This window comes from Glycomyces sp. NPDC047010 (assembly GCF_040644205.1).
Classification (GTDB): domain Bacteria; phylum Actinomycetota; class Actinomycetes; order Mycobacteriales; family Micromonosporaceae; genus Glycomyces.
The window spans coordinates 654,862-668,459 of sequence record NZ_JBEYVY010000001.1 but is presented as its reverse complement, the minus strand read 5'-3'; the positions used below and the strand labels follow the sequence as shown (position 1 = coordinate 668,459).

The window sequence follows — 13,598 nt, the reverse complement described above, 5'->3', positions numbered from 1 at the left end:
CCCGGTCTGGCGGCGGGAGGCGACCCCCCAGGAACTCTCTGCGGTGAGTCCGGCCTCGGTCGGTCCGGCGCCATGACGCGCTCGCGGGCGTGCGAAACCCAAAAGGGAGCTAGATTGGCTCGCAGTTCCTCGCCAACGTCAGACCACTCTGTGTTATGTAGGGAATACATTGCTGGCCTGGAAGTAATCAAGCGCACCGCGTGAACGACTGGCGGATCTAGGGTTATCCCGGTCCAATGGTCGTATGACCCCCACCACTTTCGGTTCTTGGATCGCGCTGATAGTTGCTGTTCCTGCTGTCGTGATTGCCTTTGTTGCGGCACTCGCGCTCCACGGAGCGAAGCCTGAGCATCGGGCGGAGATCTTGAAGGCGCTTGCGGTGCTCGCCCTTGCGTTGTTCGCCCGCCGCTCGGTAGACGGCCCTCGACCGCGGCGGCGACCGCCTCCGCGGGAGTTATCCACGGGCGGGCCAATTTGGCTCGGTCGAATCCGAGATCCATGGATACAACTGACGGATGGACTTCTCGGACTTCGGCGCTTGGGTGGCCGCCACTGCGGCGCTCCCGGTACTCGGCCGGGCCTACATCACAACGATCGCTCTCAGGGGAACGAAGCCTCGGGAGCGCGCGGAGATCCTCCGGGCACTGCCGGGCTCCCTTCCGGTTGCGCGATCTGATTCCCCGTCGGCCAACGAGGGCAGCTCGACCCAAACGGCCGATCCTAACGCCAGTACGTGAAGCGGTCCGCGTACTCCACTGGATGCGGATCAGGTAAATTCGTACAGGTGTCTGAAGAAGCGTATTCGGCGATCCTGTTCGGCCAGCTTCCCGGTGGACGGGCCTGGGAGTCGAAAGGCTTCTACAACTGGGACCACGCGATCGTCCGCGTCGGCCGGGTTAAGGATCGTGGTCGTTGGTACGTTGAGCGTCTCGACCACCCGGGGATCGGGCCCTACCGCGCTGAGCTGTACTACACCGAGGCCGACGCGCACACTGTCGCCGAGGCGGTCATGCGTGAGGCCAGTGAGATCTTGGGCCGTCCGTTCACAGAGCGCTAGCGGATTTCGGCACCACGGGCGAACAGGTGCGAGTCGCGGAGGTCGTGGCTCTCTCATCGGATGCTTGAGGCAGTTGTCGAGCCCCGCCCACCCCGAGTGGACGCCGGGGAAGCACAGGGACTCAAGGGTGATGGAGCTGCTCATACATCGGGATCGTATGCGCCCGAGGGTGAACCGACCCACATTTCCGCCCGGCGCGTCGAAAGCCCGCGCCATCGCACACCATCAAGGGGTGAGAGCAGAGAACGGGGGAGGGGGATACAGGGGGTAGGGGTCTTAGAGCGAGCCCCGCGAGCGACCTCCTCGCTCTCCAGATCTTCTCTTCAGAACCAGCCCTTGAAGGCTGGTGACTGAAAATAACTGAACGAGACTCCTCCCGGAGAGAAGAGAACCTCTTGAACAGGTACTCCTCTGGCTGACCCTTCAAAGGGACAGCCGTTGAGTTCCACTCTCTCCGTTGCAGGTCGAGTCTCTTCCTCGGGTCCGTGACGCGCGTGTGCGCGAGGCGACCGCTTCGGCGGTCGGGATCTTCTGGCCGACGTACTCGTTCGCTCCGGCGCCCTGCGCCGGAGGAGATTTTCACTCCGGTGCTTCCGGTTTCTGTCCGTCGTCGTATGACCCCTCCGCTTCGCTGCGGGGTCATGTTCGCCCCGGCGCTCGAATCCGAACCGCTCCGCGGTTCGTCTTCTTCGCACCGGGGCTCACTGAAGGGGCTCGCGTATTGATGACTGTCACTGCCGTTGATTCTCCTGCGATCGAGTACGTTCCCGTGCCGGTCGCCGATCTCGGCGGCGTCGGCGAGTTCCTCGCCCCGCGCTTGGAGGGCCGTAGGCTCGTCGCCGCACTCGCGGCGATTGACAGGACCGACACGATCCACGGCATGGCGCTCTTGGGCGACCTCGGCGAGCGGCCCACCTACCGGGCGGCCGAGCTCGTCGCGGTCCTCGCGCTCGGCACGCCCGGCGTCGCCCAGGACCTCATGACCGGCGTGACCGCCCTGGCCCGCACTCTGAAGTTCGGGGCGCTGTACGTGGACACGATCGAGGCCGATTACACGATCGGTGGCCTCGTGCCCGGCTGGGTCGAGGACCAGAAGTGGACCCGCCTGGCCCTGCCCCCGCACTTCGCCCCCGCCAGCCACTGCTCCCGCGAGTGGCGCTCCCGCCCCCTCGAACCCGCCCCCGATGCACCCCTTGAGGACCCGGACGAGGTCCTCGGCGCCGACTGCGGCGCGTGACTTCGCGGCCCGGCTCCGAGCGCACACCCCTCGTGCTCGGGCTGTCGCAGCCCCATCGGGGCGCACCCCGCCCGGCCGCCTCGCCGCCGCCCCCACGGGCGCGGCGGCCGGGCCCCGCAAAGGGGTGCGGAATAGCTCCGCACCCCTTCCCCCTGACATGGAACAACACTCCCCACACCCCACCCCCCGGTCCCCGCCGCGCCCGCTCCGCATCGGCTCCCTGTGCTCCGGCTCCGGCGCCCTCGACCTCGCCGTCCTCGACGTGCTCGGCGGCCAGGTCGTCTGGCACGCCGAGACCGACCAGGCCGCCGCCTCCGTCCTCGCCGCCCACTGGCCCGAACCGCCCAACCACGGCGATCTGACCGCCCCCGGATTTTGGGACGCGGTCGAAGCAGTCGACGTGATGACGGCGGGCTTCCCTTGCCAGCCGATCTCGAACGCGGGCAAGCGAAGAGGAACCGAGGATGACCGCTGGATCTGGCCGCACATTGTGGAGGGAATTCGCCTCCTTCGACCGAGCTTCATCGTCCTGGAGAACGTCTCCGCCATCTTGCGGAGAGGGCTCGATCCCGTCGCCGATTCGCTGGCCGACGCAGGCTATGACCTCGCATGGACGTGCCTACGCGCTTCAGACATCGGGGCGGCGCACCAGCGGAACAGGTGGTTCGCCCTGGCATGGCCTTCCGACCCCGACGACCTCGGATGCTCATGGGCACGGACGCCACGGGACGGGCGGCCCGGATCTGCGGACGGCGATCAGCCTCCTGCCGACCCCGGACGCGACCCATGGCCGCACGACCACGAGGACCGCGCCGCTGCTAGCGGGAGCGGTGACGCTCCTGCCGACGCCGCGGGCTTCGGCGAACGAGGACCGGCAGTACAAGCCGACTCCCTCGCAGCTCGCCGGGAAGCACGGCAAGAGCCTTCAGGCCGAGCTGTGCTCGCTGTCGCTCCTGCCGACGCCGCGGGCGACGGACGGCGCGAAGGGCTCGCCTCGACAGCGCGGCTCGAAGGGCGACCTGACGCTCCCCTCGGCGGTACTGCTGCCGACGCCGACCGCGACCGACGCGAAAAGCTCCAGCGGCTCGAACCCGGCATGGGGTCACGGCCCGACGCTGACCGACGCGGCGAGGTCGATTGGGGGAAATACGGGCCCGCAGTCGCCCGATGGGCCGACGTGACCGGCCGTCGACCACCCGAACCGACCGAGCCCGGACGCAACGGCCCCCGATTGGCACCGCGCTTCGTCGAGTGGCTGATGGGCCTGGAGCCCGGCCACGTGACCGGCCGGGGACTCGCGCGCACCGCCGAACTCCGCATCCTCGGCAACGGCGTCGTCCCGCAGCAAGCGGCCTCGGCGATCCGGGGCCTGCTCAAGGTCGCGCCGCCCCAGCTGCTTGACCGATTCGCCCTCCCCTCCTGATTCCCGGGCGGCGTCCCGACACCGCCGCCCCGTTCTGCCGCGCCCCCGGTGCCCTCCTCCCCTCGGGGCATCGGGGCCCAGCGCACGCGGCTAGCGCCAGTCCGGATCTGGGCGTGACTACCTGCCAGTGAGCAGGCGAAACCGGACACCCCGGCGCGGGGCTTTCGCTCCTTTCACCCGCGCCGGGGCCTCCCCCCTCTGCACTCCTCCTGGAGATCCCCTTGGCCTCTTGGCGTCTCGCCCGTGCCCTCCAGGTCCTCACCACCGAGATTCGCACCGTCCACCCCGGGACCACCGTGTGGTCCATCGGCGACGAGGACCACCAGAACGGCTACTCCGACCACAACCCCAACGCCTCCGGCGTCGTCTGCGCGATCGACGTGCTCGGCGATCGGGGACTCGACCTCGACGTGTTCGCGCGGTACCTCGCGGCCCACCCGCACCCCGCCGTCAAGTACGTCATCCACAACGGACAGATCTGGTCCAGGGCCCGCGCTGGCGAGGGCTGGCGGAAGTACACCGGCTCGAACCCCCACCGCACTCACGTCCACGTCTCGGTGGGTACCGGTCCGGACGGCCGCTCGACCGGCCCGTACGACAACGCCTCGCCGTGGGGCATTGCCGACCTCGACGACGCGCCCTCGAAGCCGTCCACGCCCCAGACCCCCTCGACGAATTGGACTGCCAAGCTCGTGTCCGAACTCCCCTCCATCAAGCAGGGCTCGCGCGGCTCGGCCGTGCGCCGCGCCCAGGCCCTCATCCTGGCCTACGGCGGCGCTCCCGCTGCGCGCCTGAAGTCCGCCGGCGGCATCGACGGCATTCTCGGCTCCGGCTCGGTCGCCGCCGTGAAGCTCTTCCAGAAGGCGAAGAACCTCGTCCAGGACGGCATTATCGGCCCGAAGACCTGGTCCCGTCTGGTCAAGGGCTGACGCCGATGCCCGAGGACCTCGGCACCGTGACCATCGGCGCTCGCGAAATCTACGACGAGGTCGTGTCGATGCGCGGGGACCTCGGCCGCTTCGGCGGTGAACTCTCCCGGATCTCCGATGCCGACGAGACCACACAGGAGAACCTGGCCGACCACGAGGACCGTCTCCGCCAGATGGAGCGGCGGCTGTGGGCGATTCCCACGGCCGCAACGCTCCTCGCAGTCGGGTCCCTCGTCGTCGCGATCATCGCCCTGGTCAACCGGTGACCCACCCCAAGCCAGAAGACGGCAAGCTCGGCCGCCACAAGAGCCTCGCCGAGACCGCGGCCGTCGACCTCGCCGCGATCCCCCACGCCCGCTCGGACTGGGACTTCGGTGACCTCGGCAGGTTGAAGCACAAGACCCGCCAGTGGCTCATCAGCGTCATGTCGAGCCCGCAGGCCGCGCTCTACCAGGTCACCGACATCCAGCGCATCCGCGATCTCCTCCCGCTCAAGGACGCCTACTACGCCGCCAGCGGCGACCCCGAGCTGCTGATCAAGCTGGCCCGCACCATCAAGCCCCTCGAAGACAGCCTTCTGTTCTCCCATGTGGACAGATCCAAGGTGGGGATCAGGTACGCCCCGGTGATCGAGGGCGAGAAGGCCGAGCCCGACGACGACGGCGCGGTGGACGCGGCCTTCTCCTGACCCCCTCAAGGAGCCCGCCCCGTGGCTACCGTCCAGGTGGGCAACCTCCCCGCCGCCAGACCCCGGGACCAGGGCTACTCCGAACTGGTCGGCCTCGCCGCGATCCGCTGGGCCCACCAGCACCTCAAGAACCCCGACGACCCCGACCAGCCGTGGCGCTTCACCGGCGAACAGCTCCGGTTTCTCCTCTGGTGGTACGCGACCGACCCCGCCAAGTCGCACCGCTGGGTGTGGCGGCGGGCGATCCTCCAGCGCATGAAGGGCTGGGGGAAAGGGCCCCTGGCCGCGGCCGTCTCCCTCATCGAACTCCTCGGCCCCTGCCGTCCGAAGTGGAACCGCAAGGCCCGCGAGTGGACCGCTGTCCGCGCGGATGCCGCCTGGATTCAGCTCGCCGCGGTCAGCTTCGACCAGACGGCCAACACCTTCGACATGTGCAGGGCCATGATCGGCGCCCGCACCGAGATCGACGGGATGCCCGTCGACTGCGGGCAGACCCGCATCCTCGCCGGACCCACGAAGACCCGGAAGCTCCTCCCGGTCACCTCCGAGGCGAAGACCCTGGAGGGCTCGCGCCCCACACTGGTCATCGGCGATGAAACCCACCTGTGGACCGCCTCCGATGGCGGACACAAGCTCGACCGGGTCTGTAAGCGCAACCTCGGCAAGAGCCGCGGCGGCATGGGCCGGATGCTCGTCACCACCAACGCCCACATGCCCGGAATGGACAGCGTCGCCGAACGCGACCATGCCGCGTTCCAGGCACAGCACGAGGGCCGCTCCCGCACCACGGGCATCCTCTTCGACTCGATCGAATCGAGCTTCCTCGTCCGCGACCTCGGCGACGAGGACGAGCTTCGTGCCGCCCTCGCCGACTGCCGCGGGGACGCCGCCTGGCTCGACATCGACCGCATCGTGGCCGAGGTCTACGACCTCACGGTCACGGTCGACGAGGCAAGACGCTTCTATCTCAATCAGGTTGTCGCACATGGTGACTCGTGGGTCGAGCCGCATCAGGTCGACGGCGCGGTGGTCGACGAGCAGATCGCCGAGGGCCGGATCGTCGCTTTGGGTTTCGACGGCTCCAAGAGCCAGGACGCGACCGCGCTTGTCGCGGTCGACGTGGAGACCGGATTGATCGAACTCCTCGGCGTCTGGGAACGGCCGGACATGCCCGGCCAGGAGGACTGGCAGGTGCCCAAGGCCGAAGTCACGGCCGCAGTGGACCGGGCGTTCAGTCGCTTCCGCGTCGCGGCGTTCGGCTGCGACATGGCGTGGTGGGAGCCCTACATCGAGATATGGGCCAACCGGCACCGGGACGAGGTCTTCACCTCGCTCGGCTCGAAGGGCGTCTTCAACTTCGACATGCGCTCCTCCCGGCGCATCGCCGAGTTCACAATCCAGGCCGAGGCGGTCGCCTCGGCGTTCGAGACCGGCACTATCCGCATCGCCCGCCACCCCGCGCTGATCCGCCACCTCAAGAACGCCCGCCGCCGCCCCAACGCCTATGGCATCGGGATCGGCAAGGAGTCGCGGCAGTCGGCGCACAAAATCGACGCCGCCGCCGCCATGCTCATCGCCCTGCACGCCAAGCACCTCGCCCTCGAAAAGGGCGTGATCGTCAAGTGGCGCAAGCGGACCGGTGTCCTCGTCGGCCTCAACTAAGCTCGTTGGCCTCTTGAGCAGCACCGTAAGCTCTCCGCCGCGGTACCCCGAAGTGGTGTAGGAATGCGACACCGCCTCCCAGCCTTCCGCGCCGTACTCGCTGAGATCGCGGCCCTGCTCCTCGGCCTCCCGTCCGACAAGAGCCTTCTTTGCGAACAGTGGCACCGCTTCAGCTGTGAAGTAAACCTGTCGCACCCATAGGTATTCCCACTTCTGCACGACGGCGCCTCCTCGGTCGGTGTTCCGGGGACTGTAGCGAATCGCAGCGCCCCTCGCAATCGCTGAACGTGACCTCGCCTCGCACCTTCCCCTTGGCGGGCTTCGGACTCAACTGAACAGGCGGCTCCGGGCACAGCATGGTCGACCGCAGCGTGAACTGCGCGCTCGACTTCGGTTTATCCCCGCAGCGCGGGGCAGATTGGGGGCGGCCCGGAGCCGCGTCGTTGATCGTATTCCCGTCCCGCCCCCCGCGCCGCCCGCCCCCTCACCCCCTCGGAGGGCTCATGCCCGTATCGGGCGACCTCAAGAACGTCCTCCACCGCTCCCTCGCGCGTTTCGCCGACGAGCGGGCCCACTACGCCTGGCTGGAGCGCTACGCCGTAGGACTCCAGGACCCCCCGTACATGCCCAAGCACGCCCACCGCGAATACGCCGCCCTCACCAAGCAGGCGGTACTGAATTTTCTGCCCCTCATCGTGGACGCGGTCGCGCAACAGCTCTATGTGGAGGGATGGCGCAAGCCCGACTCACCGGACGACGACAGCGCATGGGAGTGGTGGTCGGCGAACTCGCTCGACGCCTGGCAGCACTCCGTCCACCGCGACGCGCTCACCTTCGGCGTCGCGTACGTCCGGGTCCTGCCCGGCAAGAAGAAGGTGCCGCAGATCCGGCCCGTCTCGCCCCTGTCGATGTCGGCCCTGTACGAGGACCCCATCCACGACGAGTGGCCCCAGTTCGCCCTGCACGTGGACCTCGACTACTCGACCGGTCAGAAGAAGTGCCGCGCCACGCTCCTGGACGAGGAGTACGAGCACGTGTACCTCGGCGAGAACTGGACCGAGGCCCCCGACCTCGACTCCTTCACACTCAAGGAGTCCCGCCGGCACGGCCTCGGCGTCTGCCCGGTCGTCCGGTTCCGCAACCAGCTCTCGACCTCCCCGAACATCGCGCCGCGCGGCGACATCGAGGCCCTCGTCCCCACACAGGACCGGCTCAACTCGCTGACCCTCACCGCCTCGCTGATCGCCCAGTTCGCCTCCTTCAGACAGCGGTGGGCGTCGGGCCTGGTCATTCCCCGCGACCCCGAGACCGGCGAGCCGATCGAGTCGTTCAACAGCGCCGTGAATCGCGTCTGGGTGACCGAGTCGACGGACGCGAAGTTCGGTGAGTTCTCCGAGTCCGACATCGGCAAGATCCTCGCCGCCATCGGCGAGACCATCAAGCACCTCGCCGCGATCTCCCAGGTGCCCCCGGTCTACCTCCTCGGCGAGATCGTCAACATCTCCGCGGAAGCCCTAGCTGCGGCTGAGGCTGGGCTGCAACGCAAGTGCGGCGAGAAGCGCACCATCTACGGCGAGTCCTGGGCGCAGGTGATGCGCCTGGCGACCGCCGCCTCCACCGGCCGCGCGATCCCAGAGGACGCCCACCTCAACCGCATCGTCTGGCGCGACACCGAAGCCCGTTCGCTCGCGAGCACGGTCGATGCGCTCGGGAAGCTCTCCCAGATGCTCCAGGTGCCCCCGGAGGCGCTGTGGGAACGGATTCCGGGCGTCAACTCCTCGGACGTGGCCGCCTGGAAGAAGATGGCGAAGGAGGCGGACTCCTTCGGCAACATGGTCGGGATGCTGGCCGCGCAGGCGGGCCGCGCCGGCGTCGAGAAGACCACTGCCGAGGCCAAGGGCGCCGACAACGCCAAGAGCGGCACGAACGTGCCCGGCAAGGCGACGACCGCGAAGTCCGGTTACGGCACGCCGAGCCGCAAGCCCGCGAGGGCCGCGGCGTGACGAGCGCGGTCGAGGACCTCGAAACCGAGTTCTCCCGGATCATCGCCCGCGAGGGCGCCGCCGCGCAGCTCGACCTCATCGACGTGTGGCCGCTCCTGGACACCCGCGACCTCGACGCGGCATTCCCCTCCTACGCGACCGCCGCGCAGCTCGTCATCGCTGAGCACTCCGGCGCGATGATCGCCGCCGCGGACGCCTACCTCGCGCAGCTCCGCGAGCTGGCCGGGGTCGACGACCTCGGCGCCCTCGCCCGCTCCCTCGGCCTGAGCCTCGACGAACTCCTTGAACGCCTCCTCATGGCGGGCCCGGTCGCGATCAAGTCCGGCCTCGCGGCCGGATGGACCCTCGAACGCGCCGTGGAACTCGCCCTTGTCGAGTCCCTCGGGACGATCCAGAAGATCCTGGCCGACCTCGCGCGCGAACGCGCCTTCCAGCACCTCCAGGCCGAGTACGAGGCCGGGCGCACGGCCCGCTGGGCGCGGTTCTCGATCTCGCGGCGCCCGTGCCCGTGGTGCCGGATGCTGATCTCCCGCGGTCCCGTGTACTTCAACGAGCGGACCGCGAGTTTCAAGGCCCACAAGCACTGTCGGTGCCTTCCCCGCGTCATTTACCAGGGCACGCCCGCGCAGCGCGACCGCGAGGCCGAGTACCTCGCCGAATGGAACGGCTCCGGCGGCGACCTCAACGCCATGCGCCGCGCCGACTACGCCGCAGATCGGGCCACATAGCGCAGGCTCCACCACCGATCGGTGGGAATCTCGCCGCCGCGCCTGGTCGGCCTTCCGGTCGACAAGTCGAGCTGCACCCTGCCGATGACCACTACTCGATTGCGCTCCTCAAACGCACCCGCATTCCAAGCGAACTTGAGCCACCTGCACATCGCCTGAACTTCGGCGTCGCCGCCCGGGAGCTTGACGGGTCCGAGAACGCTTCGACCGTGATCGAGCCGGACGCGTCGGCGCTTGCCTTCGAGGAGCTTTTCAAGCTCACGGATCACAGCGTTCCCGATGGCGGGTACCGCGAGCAGACGCTTCATTGCTCCCACGATGTCCTCCTTCGACAGCGTCTTGAAGTCGTCGTAGGCGGCATGATGAGGTTCGCACAGCGGCACCACGTTGTTGATCCGGTGGAACTCATTGGAATACGCCTCGTACCGCCCGAGGTCCATCTTGTAGTCCGGGTTCCCGATCACGTAGTCCCACGGCGCGATGTGGGCCACGTGAATGAGCCCCTTCGCGTAGCTGCCGCAGATCAGGCACTCCTCGCCCCAGATCGCGAAGCACCGCTGACGAACCTCTTCGGGAGTGCGCGGACGCGGATTCAGTCGTGACATACCCCGAGGGTACGACCCGGGTCCGACATTTCACCTCATTCTTCCGGTCGCCCCGGCGGCGGCCTTCCCCCTCACCTGTCCAGGAGATAGCCCGTGGGCGACGAACCCCAGACCACCCCCGAGACCACCGGCCCGACCGCCGAACCCGCAACCCCGGCCGCGGTCCCTGCGCCGCCCGCTCCCGCGCCGGCGGCCGACCTCTCCGGCCTCCCCGACTGGGCACAGGCCGAGATCAAGGGGCTCCGCAAGGAGTCGGCCTCATACCGCACCAAGGCGAAGGCGCTCGAAGACGAGTCGAAGTCCGAGCTTCAGCGCGCCCTGGACGCCCTGGAGGCGTCCAAGACCGAACTCTCGACCACCCGGACGGAGCTGACCCGCTCGAAGGTGATGACCGAGTTCGGGATCGACGCCGACATGGCCGAGTTCCTCTCCGGCGACGAGGCCGCCATGCGGGCCGCCGCCGAGAAGCTCACGCGCCTCGCGACCGACCAGCGGGCCGCCTCGCTCCGCTCCGCGCCCGTCGCCGCGCTCCAGTCCGGCGGCTCCGCCCCCGCGGCCGAGGCCGACGACTGGGACCCCGCCGAGATCGCCCGCCAGGTGCGGGACGCCTCGGTCTACTAGCCCGGCCCCAGGCGAGCCCGGCGCCGCAACCCGCCCGCTTCAAAGCTCCATAAAGGACTCAACTGAATATGGCAGTCTCCTACCCCGGCTACCGCGATCCTGGCGTGCTCGTCCAGGCGAACAAGTTCGCGGCCGTCGCTCTTGCCCTGCTCCAGGCCCGGCTGATCCTGCCGGCCATGTTCGACCGCCACGCCGAGGCCGAGTTCATCGGCGCGATGGGCGACATGGTCAACGTCCGCCGCCCGTCCTGGATCGTGGGGCAGGAGCCCCTCCCGATGCGCAAGGACCGCTCGGGCTACCCGACCGGCGCGGTGAACTCCTCGGGCTCGGCGGTCGGCTACATCGACTCGAAGGTCAACGAGTACACCATCCCTGTCAAGCTGGACAAGGACCTCTACTCCGCGTTCAAGCTCACCGACGAGATGCTCCGGCTGGACATCGCGTCCTACGCCGCCCAGGTCCTCGACCCGCAGACCCGGGCCATCGCCGAGAAGTACGAGGCGATCGTGGCCGCCGCGATGCGGACCTACTTCCAGGTCTACGACTACCCCGAGGGCGCGGGCGCGACCGGCACCGTCGCCATCGGCGGCGACGACCTCGCCACCGCCACCGCCAAGGTCCGCGGCGTCATCCTCATCATGCGTAAGGTCCTCAACGACAGGAACGTGGACGGCGCCGGGCGACACCTCCTCGTCGGCTCCGCCGTCGAGTCCCTGATGCTCCAGGACCCGAACCTGATCCGCGCGGACTGGGCGGGCGACAACGCCGCCCTGCGCTCGGCGCAGGTGGGCAGGATCTACGGGTTCAACGTCGCCACCTCGTCCTCGATCGGTGAGAACGAGATCTTCGCGTGGCACCCCTCCGCGCTGCGCCTCGTGTCGATGGCCCCGGCCACCCCCGAGGGCGTCACCTACGCCGCGTCCCTTGGTGCGCAAGGGCTTTCGCTGCGTCTGATCCGGGACTACGACTACGCGTGGGCGATGGACCGGTCCCTGATGAACTGCTACTTCGGCATCGGCAACATCGTCGACTACGCCACCGCCGCCGAGCAGACCGCCGCCGACGAAACCAAGCTCAGGCAGTACCGCGGCGTCAAGGCCACGATCGACTTCGACACCCCGGCGGGCGCGTAGCGCGATGGCGTTCGCTACGGCGACCGAACTCGCCGACCGCCTTGCCGTCGCCTTCACCCCGGAGGAGACGGCAAGGGCGGGCGTGCTCCTCGACGAGGTCTCGGCGCTCATGCTCCTGGAACTTGAGTGGGCGACCGAGCCCGAAGAGGTCGAGGAGCCCCGCTGGCCGCTGCTGCGCATGGTCGCCCTCTCGGTCGCCTCGCGCTGGTGGTCGAATCCGAACGCCATCGCCAGCGAGGTCATCGGCGACTACTCGTACCGCTTGGACCGCTCCCAGATGACGGGCCTGGCGTTCAACGACGCCGAGCGGCTCCTGCTGCTGCGCCTCTCCGGGCGCAGTCCGGTCACCTCGGTCCGCGTCACCTCGGGCATCACGGCCGAGGACCAGGCCGCCTGGTCCCCGTACGCCTGGCCCGGCTGGAGCGACTACCGGTGAAGACCACCCCCGCCGTCCTGTGCCACACCGTCACCGTGGTCCCCGGCCTCGCCCAGGTCGACGTGTACGGCAACACGATCCGGGTCCCCGGCGAGCCGAAGACGTACCGGGCGCGGGTGTGGATGACCGCCGGCCGCGAGGTCGAGCGCTACCGCGACGACCTCCCCGTCCAGACCTGGTGGGCGATCCTCCCGCCTGACGCCGAGGTCACCAGCCACGACCGTATCGGCTTCGACGGCCGCTCCTACGACGTGGAAGAGGTCCTCCCGCGCCTGGGGCATCACGCGGTCCACCACCTCACTGTCCGCCTCACCCAGACGGAGGGCTACTGATGGCGCGCGTTGTCATGCACCGCGACCAGATCAGGACGTTCATGTCCTCGCAAGCGGTCTTCGACATGCTCGAAGGCCATGCGAACCGCATCCGCGCCAGGGCGGCGGGCTCCGCGCCCGTGGGCCGAACCGGCGCCTACCGCCGGTCGTTCTTCACCCACGCTGGCGTCGACCGGCGCGGCTACGCCGTCGCGTACGTCGGCTCGACCGACCCGGCCGCCGCCCACATCGAGTGGGGCACCCAGAACTCCCTGACCGGCTCGACCCCCGCCCATCACACGATGGCGGCGGCGTTCTGGGCCTCGGCGCTGCCGTGACCGGCGCTCCCCGCTTCGGCGACGCCGAGTTGAGCGTCCTCGACTACCTCTCCCGCCACCTCGACAGCTTCCAGGGCTCCACGGACTTCCCCGCGGGCACACCCGAACAGCCGTGGATCGTGGCCCGCCGCTACGGCGGGAACTACCGGCCCCCCGCCATCGACTACGCGCGGCTGTCGCTCGAATCCTGGGGCGCCAGCCGGTTCGACGCGCACGCCCGCCTCCAGGAAGCCATTGGCGCGCTCCTCGTCGCGGGGCGAGTGGACACGACACCGCGCGCCAAGGGCGACATCCCATTGCCGCGCATTGTCCGCACCTTCGTCGAGTCCGGCCCCCAGTTCTTCCCCGAAGCAACCACCGACTGTCCACGGTGGATCTCCACTGTCGCGGTGTACATGCGCTCCCTCGACGGCTGACGCGCCCCCTT

Annotated in this window: 17 protein-coding genes and 1 pseudogene; 17 read left to right on the top strand and 1 reads right to left on the bottom strand. The window is 68.9% G+C overall.

Annotated elements, in window-relative coordinates; translation table 11 throughout:
• The first annotated feature begins 784 nt into the window (after nt 1-784).
• The 11 genes and pseudogenes from AB0A65_RS03140 (at nt 785) to AB0A65_RS03090 (ending at nt 9,727) form a co-directional block, all read left to right on the top strand.
• The gene (locus AB0A65_RS03140) at nt 785-1,057 is read left to right on the top strand and encodes a hypothetical protein (RefSeq protein WP_359945351.1); all 273 of its coding nucleotides are present in this window, start codon (nt 785-787) and stop codon (nt 1,055-1,057) included.
• 724 nt (nt 1,058-1,781) lie between these two features.
• Nucleotides 1,782-2,294, top strand: coding sequence for a hypothetical protein (locus AB0A65_RS03135; protein ID WP_359945348.1), 513 nt, complete (start codon nt 1,782-1,784; stop codon nt 2,292-2,294).
• Nucleotides 2,242-2,961: pseudogene (locus AB0A65_RS03130) on the top strand (DNA cytosine methyltransferase); the annotation flags it as partial. The gene AB0A65_RS03135 and the pseudogene AB0A65_RS03130, both read left to right, overlap by 53 nt.
• A 163-nt stretch (nt 2,962-3,124) precedes the next feature.
• Nucleotides 3,125-3,475 carry a hypothetical protein gene (locus tag AB0A65_RS03125; RefSeq protein ID WP_359945575.1) on the top strand — a complete coding sequence of 117 codons (351 nt, stop codon included), beginning with the start codon at nt 3,125-3,127 and terminating at the stop codon, nt 3,473-3,475.
• 50 nt (nt 3,476-3,525) lie between these two features.
• Complete coding sequence (locus AB0A65_RS03120) at nt 3,526-3,717, top strand: hypothetical protein (RefSeq protein WP_359945573.1); 192 nt, start codon at nt 3,526-3,528, stop codon at nt 3,715-3,717.
• 221 nt (nt 3,718-3,938) lie between these two features.
• Nucleotides 3,939-4,646: a peptidoglycan-binding domain-containing protein gene (locus AB0A65_RS03115; RefSeq protein ID WP_359945345.1), complete on the top strand. Its 708-nt coding sequence runs from the start codon at nt 3,939-3,941 to the stop codon at nt 4,644-4,646.
• Nucleotides 4,647-4,651: 5 nt separating this feature from the next.
• A complete protein-coding gene (locus AB0A65_RS03110) occupies nt 4,652-4,912 on the top strand; it encodes a hypothetical protein (RefSeq protein ID WP_359945342.1) in 261 nt (86 codons plus the stop codon).
• Nucleotides 4,909-5,334: a hypothetical protein gene (locus AB0A65_RS03105; RefSeq protein WP_359945340.1), complete on the top strand. Its 426-nt coding sequence runs from the start codon at nt 4,909-4,911 to the stop codon at nt 5,332-5,334. The genes AB0A65_RS03110 and AB0A65_RS03105 overlap by 4 nt, the downstream gene beginning before the upstream one ends.
• A 21-nt stretch (nt 5,335-5,355) precedes the next feature.
• The gene (locus AB0A65_RS03100; protein WP_359945337.1) at nt 5,356-6,996 is read left to right on the top strand and encodes a terminase; all 1,641 of its coding nucleotides are present in this window, start codon (nt 5,356-5,358) and stop codon (nt 6,994-6,996) included.
• A 503-nt stretch (nt 6,997-7,499) separates the two neighbouring features.
• A complete protein-coding gene (locus AB0A65_RS03095) occupies nt 7,500-8,999 on the top strand; it encodes a phage portal protein (protein WP_359945334.1) in 1,500 nt (499 codons plus the stop codon).
• A complete protein-coding gene (locus tag AB0A65_RS03090) occupies nt 8,996-9,727 on the top strand; it encodes a hypothetical protein (protein ID WP_359945331.1) in 732 nt (243 codons plus the stop codon). The genes AB0A65_RS03095 and AB0A65_RS03090 overlap by 4 nt, the downstream gene beginning before the upstream one ends.
• Here the strand turns inward: AB0A65_RS03090 and AB0A65_RS03085 are convergent.
• On the bottom strand, nt 9,703-10,332 hold the full coding sequence (locus AB0A65_RS03085) for an HNH endonuclease signature motif containing protein (RefSeq protein WP_359945328.1): 630 nt from the start codon (nt 10,330-10,332) through the stop codon (nt 9,703-9,705). The genes AB0A65_RS03090 and AB0A65_RS03085 overlap by 25 nt on opposite strands.
• Nucleotides 10,333-10,425: 93 nt before the next feature.
• Between AB0A65_RS03085 and AB0A65_RS03080 the strand changes: the two genes are divergently transcribed.
• From AB0A65_RS03080 to AB0A65_RS03055, 6 genes are all read left to right on the top strand, one after another.
• Nucleotides 10,426-10,953, top strand: a complete 528-nt coding sequence (locus AB0A65_RS03080; protein ID WP_359945325.1) for a hypothetical protein — start codon at nt 10,426-10,428, stop codon at nt 10,951-10,953.
• Nucleotides 10,954-11,021: 68 nt separating this feature from the next.
• A complete protein-coding gene (locus AB0A65_RS03075) occupies nt 11,022-12,086 on the top strand; it encodes a hypothetical protein (RefSeq protein WP_359945322.1) in 1,065 nt (354 codons plus the stop codon).
• Between the two features lie 4 nt (nt 12,087-12,090).
• Nucleotides 12,091-12,522, top strand: coding sequence for a hypothetical protein (locus tag AB0A65_RS03070; RefSeq protein ID WP_359945319.1), 432 nt, complete (start codon nt 12,091-12,093; stop codon nt 12,520-12,522).
• Nucleotides 12,519-12,854 carry a hypothetical protein gene (locus AB0A65_RS03065; RefSeq protein WP_359945316.1) on the top strand — a complete coding sequence of 112 codons (336 nt, stop codon included), beginning with the start codon at nt 12,519-12,521 and terminating at the stop codon, nt 12,852-12,854. The genes AB0A65_RS03070 and AB0A65_RS03065 overlap by 4 nt, the downstream gene beginning before the upstream one ends.
• The gene (locus AB0A65_RS03060) at nt 12,854-13,171 is read left to right on the top strand and encodes a hypothetical protein (RefSeq protein ID WP_359945313.1); all 318 of its coding nucleotides are present in this window, start codon (nt 12,854-12,856) and stop codon (nt 13,169-13,171) included. Before AB0A65_RS03065 ends, AB0A65_RS03060 begins: the two co-directional genes overlap by 1 nt.
• Nucleotides 13,168-13,587: a hypothetical protein gene (locus tag AB0A65_RS03055; protein ID WP_359945310.1), complete on the top strand. Its 420-nt coding sequence runs from the start codon at nt 13,168-13,170 to the stop codon at nt 13,585-13,587. The genes AB0A65_RS03060 and AB0A65_RS03055 overlap by 4 nt, the downstream gene beginning before the upstream one ends.
• The last annotated feature ends 11 nt before the right edge of the window (nt 13,588-13,598 follow it).

Bases quoted from the DNA above. Each gene is read 5' to 3' on its own strand.
- AB0A65_RS03135 (WP_359945348.1), top strand. From the start codon at position 1,782: ATGACTGTCACTGCCGTTGATTCTCCTGCGATCGAGTACGTTCCCGTG.
- AB0A65_RS03110 (WP_359945342.1), top strand. From the start codon at position 4,652: ATGCCCGAGGACCTCGGCACCGTGACCATCGGCGCTCGCGAAATCTAC.
- AB0A65_RS03095 (WP_359945334.1), top strand. From the start codon at position 7,500: ATGCCCGTATCGGGCGACCTCAAGAACGTCCTCCACCGCTCCCTCGCG.
- AB0A65_RS03085 (WP_359945328.1), bottom strand. From the start codon at position 10,332: ATGTCACGACTGAATCCGCGTCCGCGCACTCCCGAAGAGGTTCGTCAG.
- AB0A65_RS03075 (WP_359945322.1), top strand. From the start codon at position 11,022: ATGGCAGTCTCCTACCCCGGCTACCGCGATCCTGGCGTGCTCGTCCAG.
- AB0A65_RS03070 (WP_359945319.1), top strand. From the start codon at position 12,091: ATGGCGTTCGCTACGGCGACCGAACTCGCCGACCGCCTTGCCGTCGCC.
- AB0A65_RS03060 (WP_359945313.1), top strand. From the start codon at position 12,854: ATGGCGCGCGTTGTCATGCACCGCGACCAGATCAGGACGTTCATGTCC.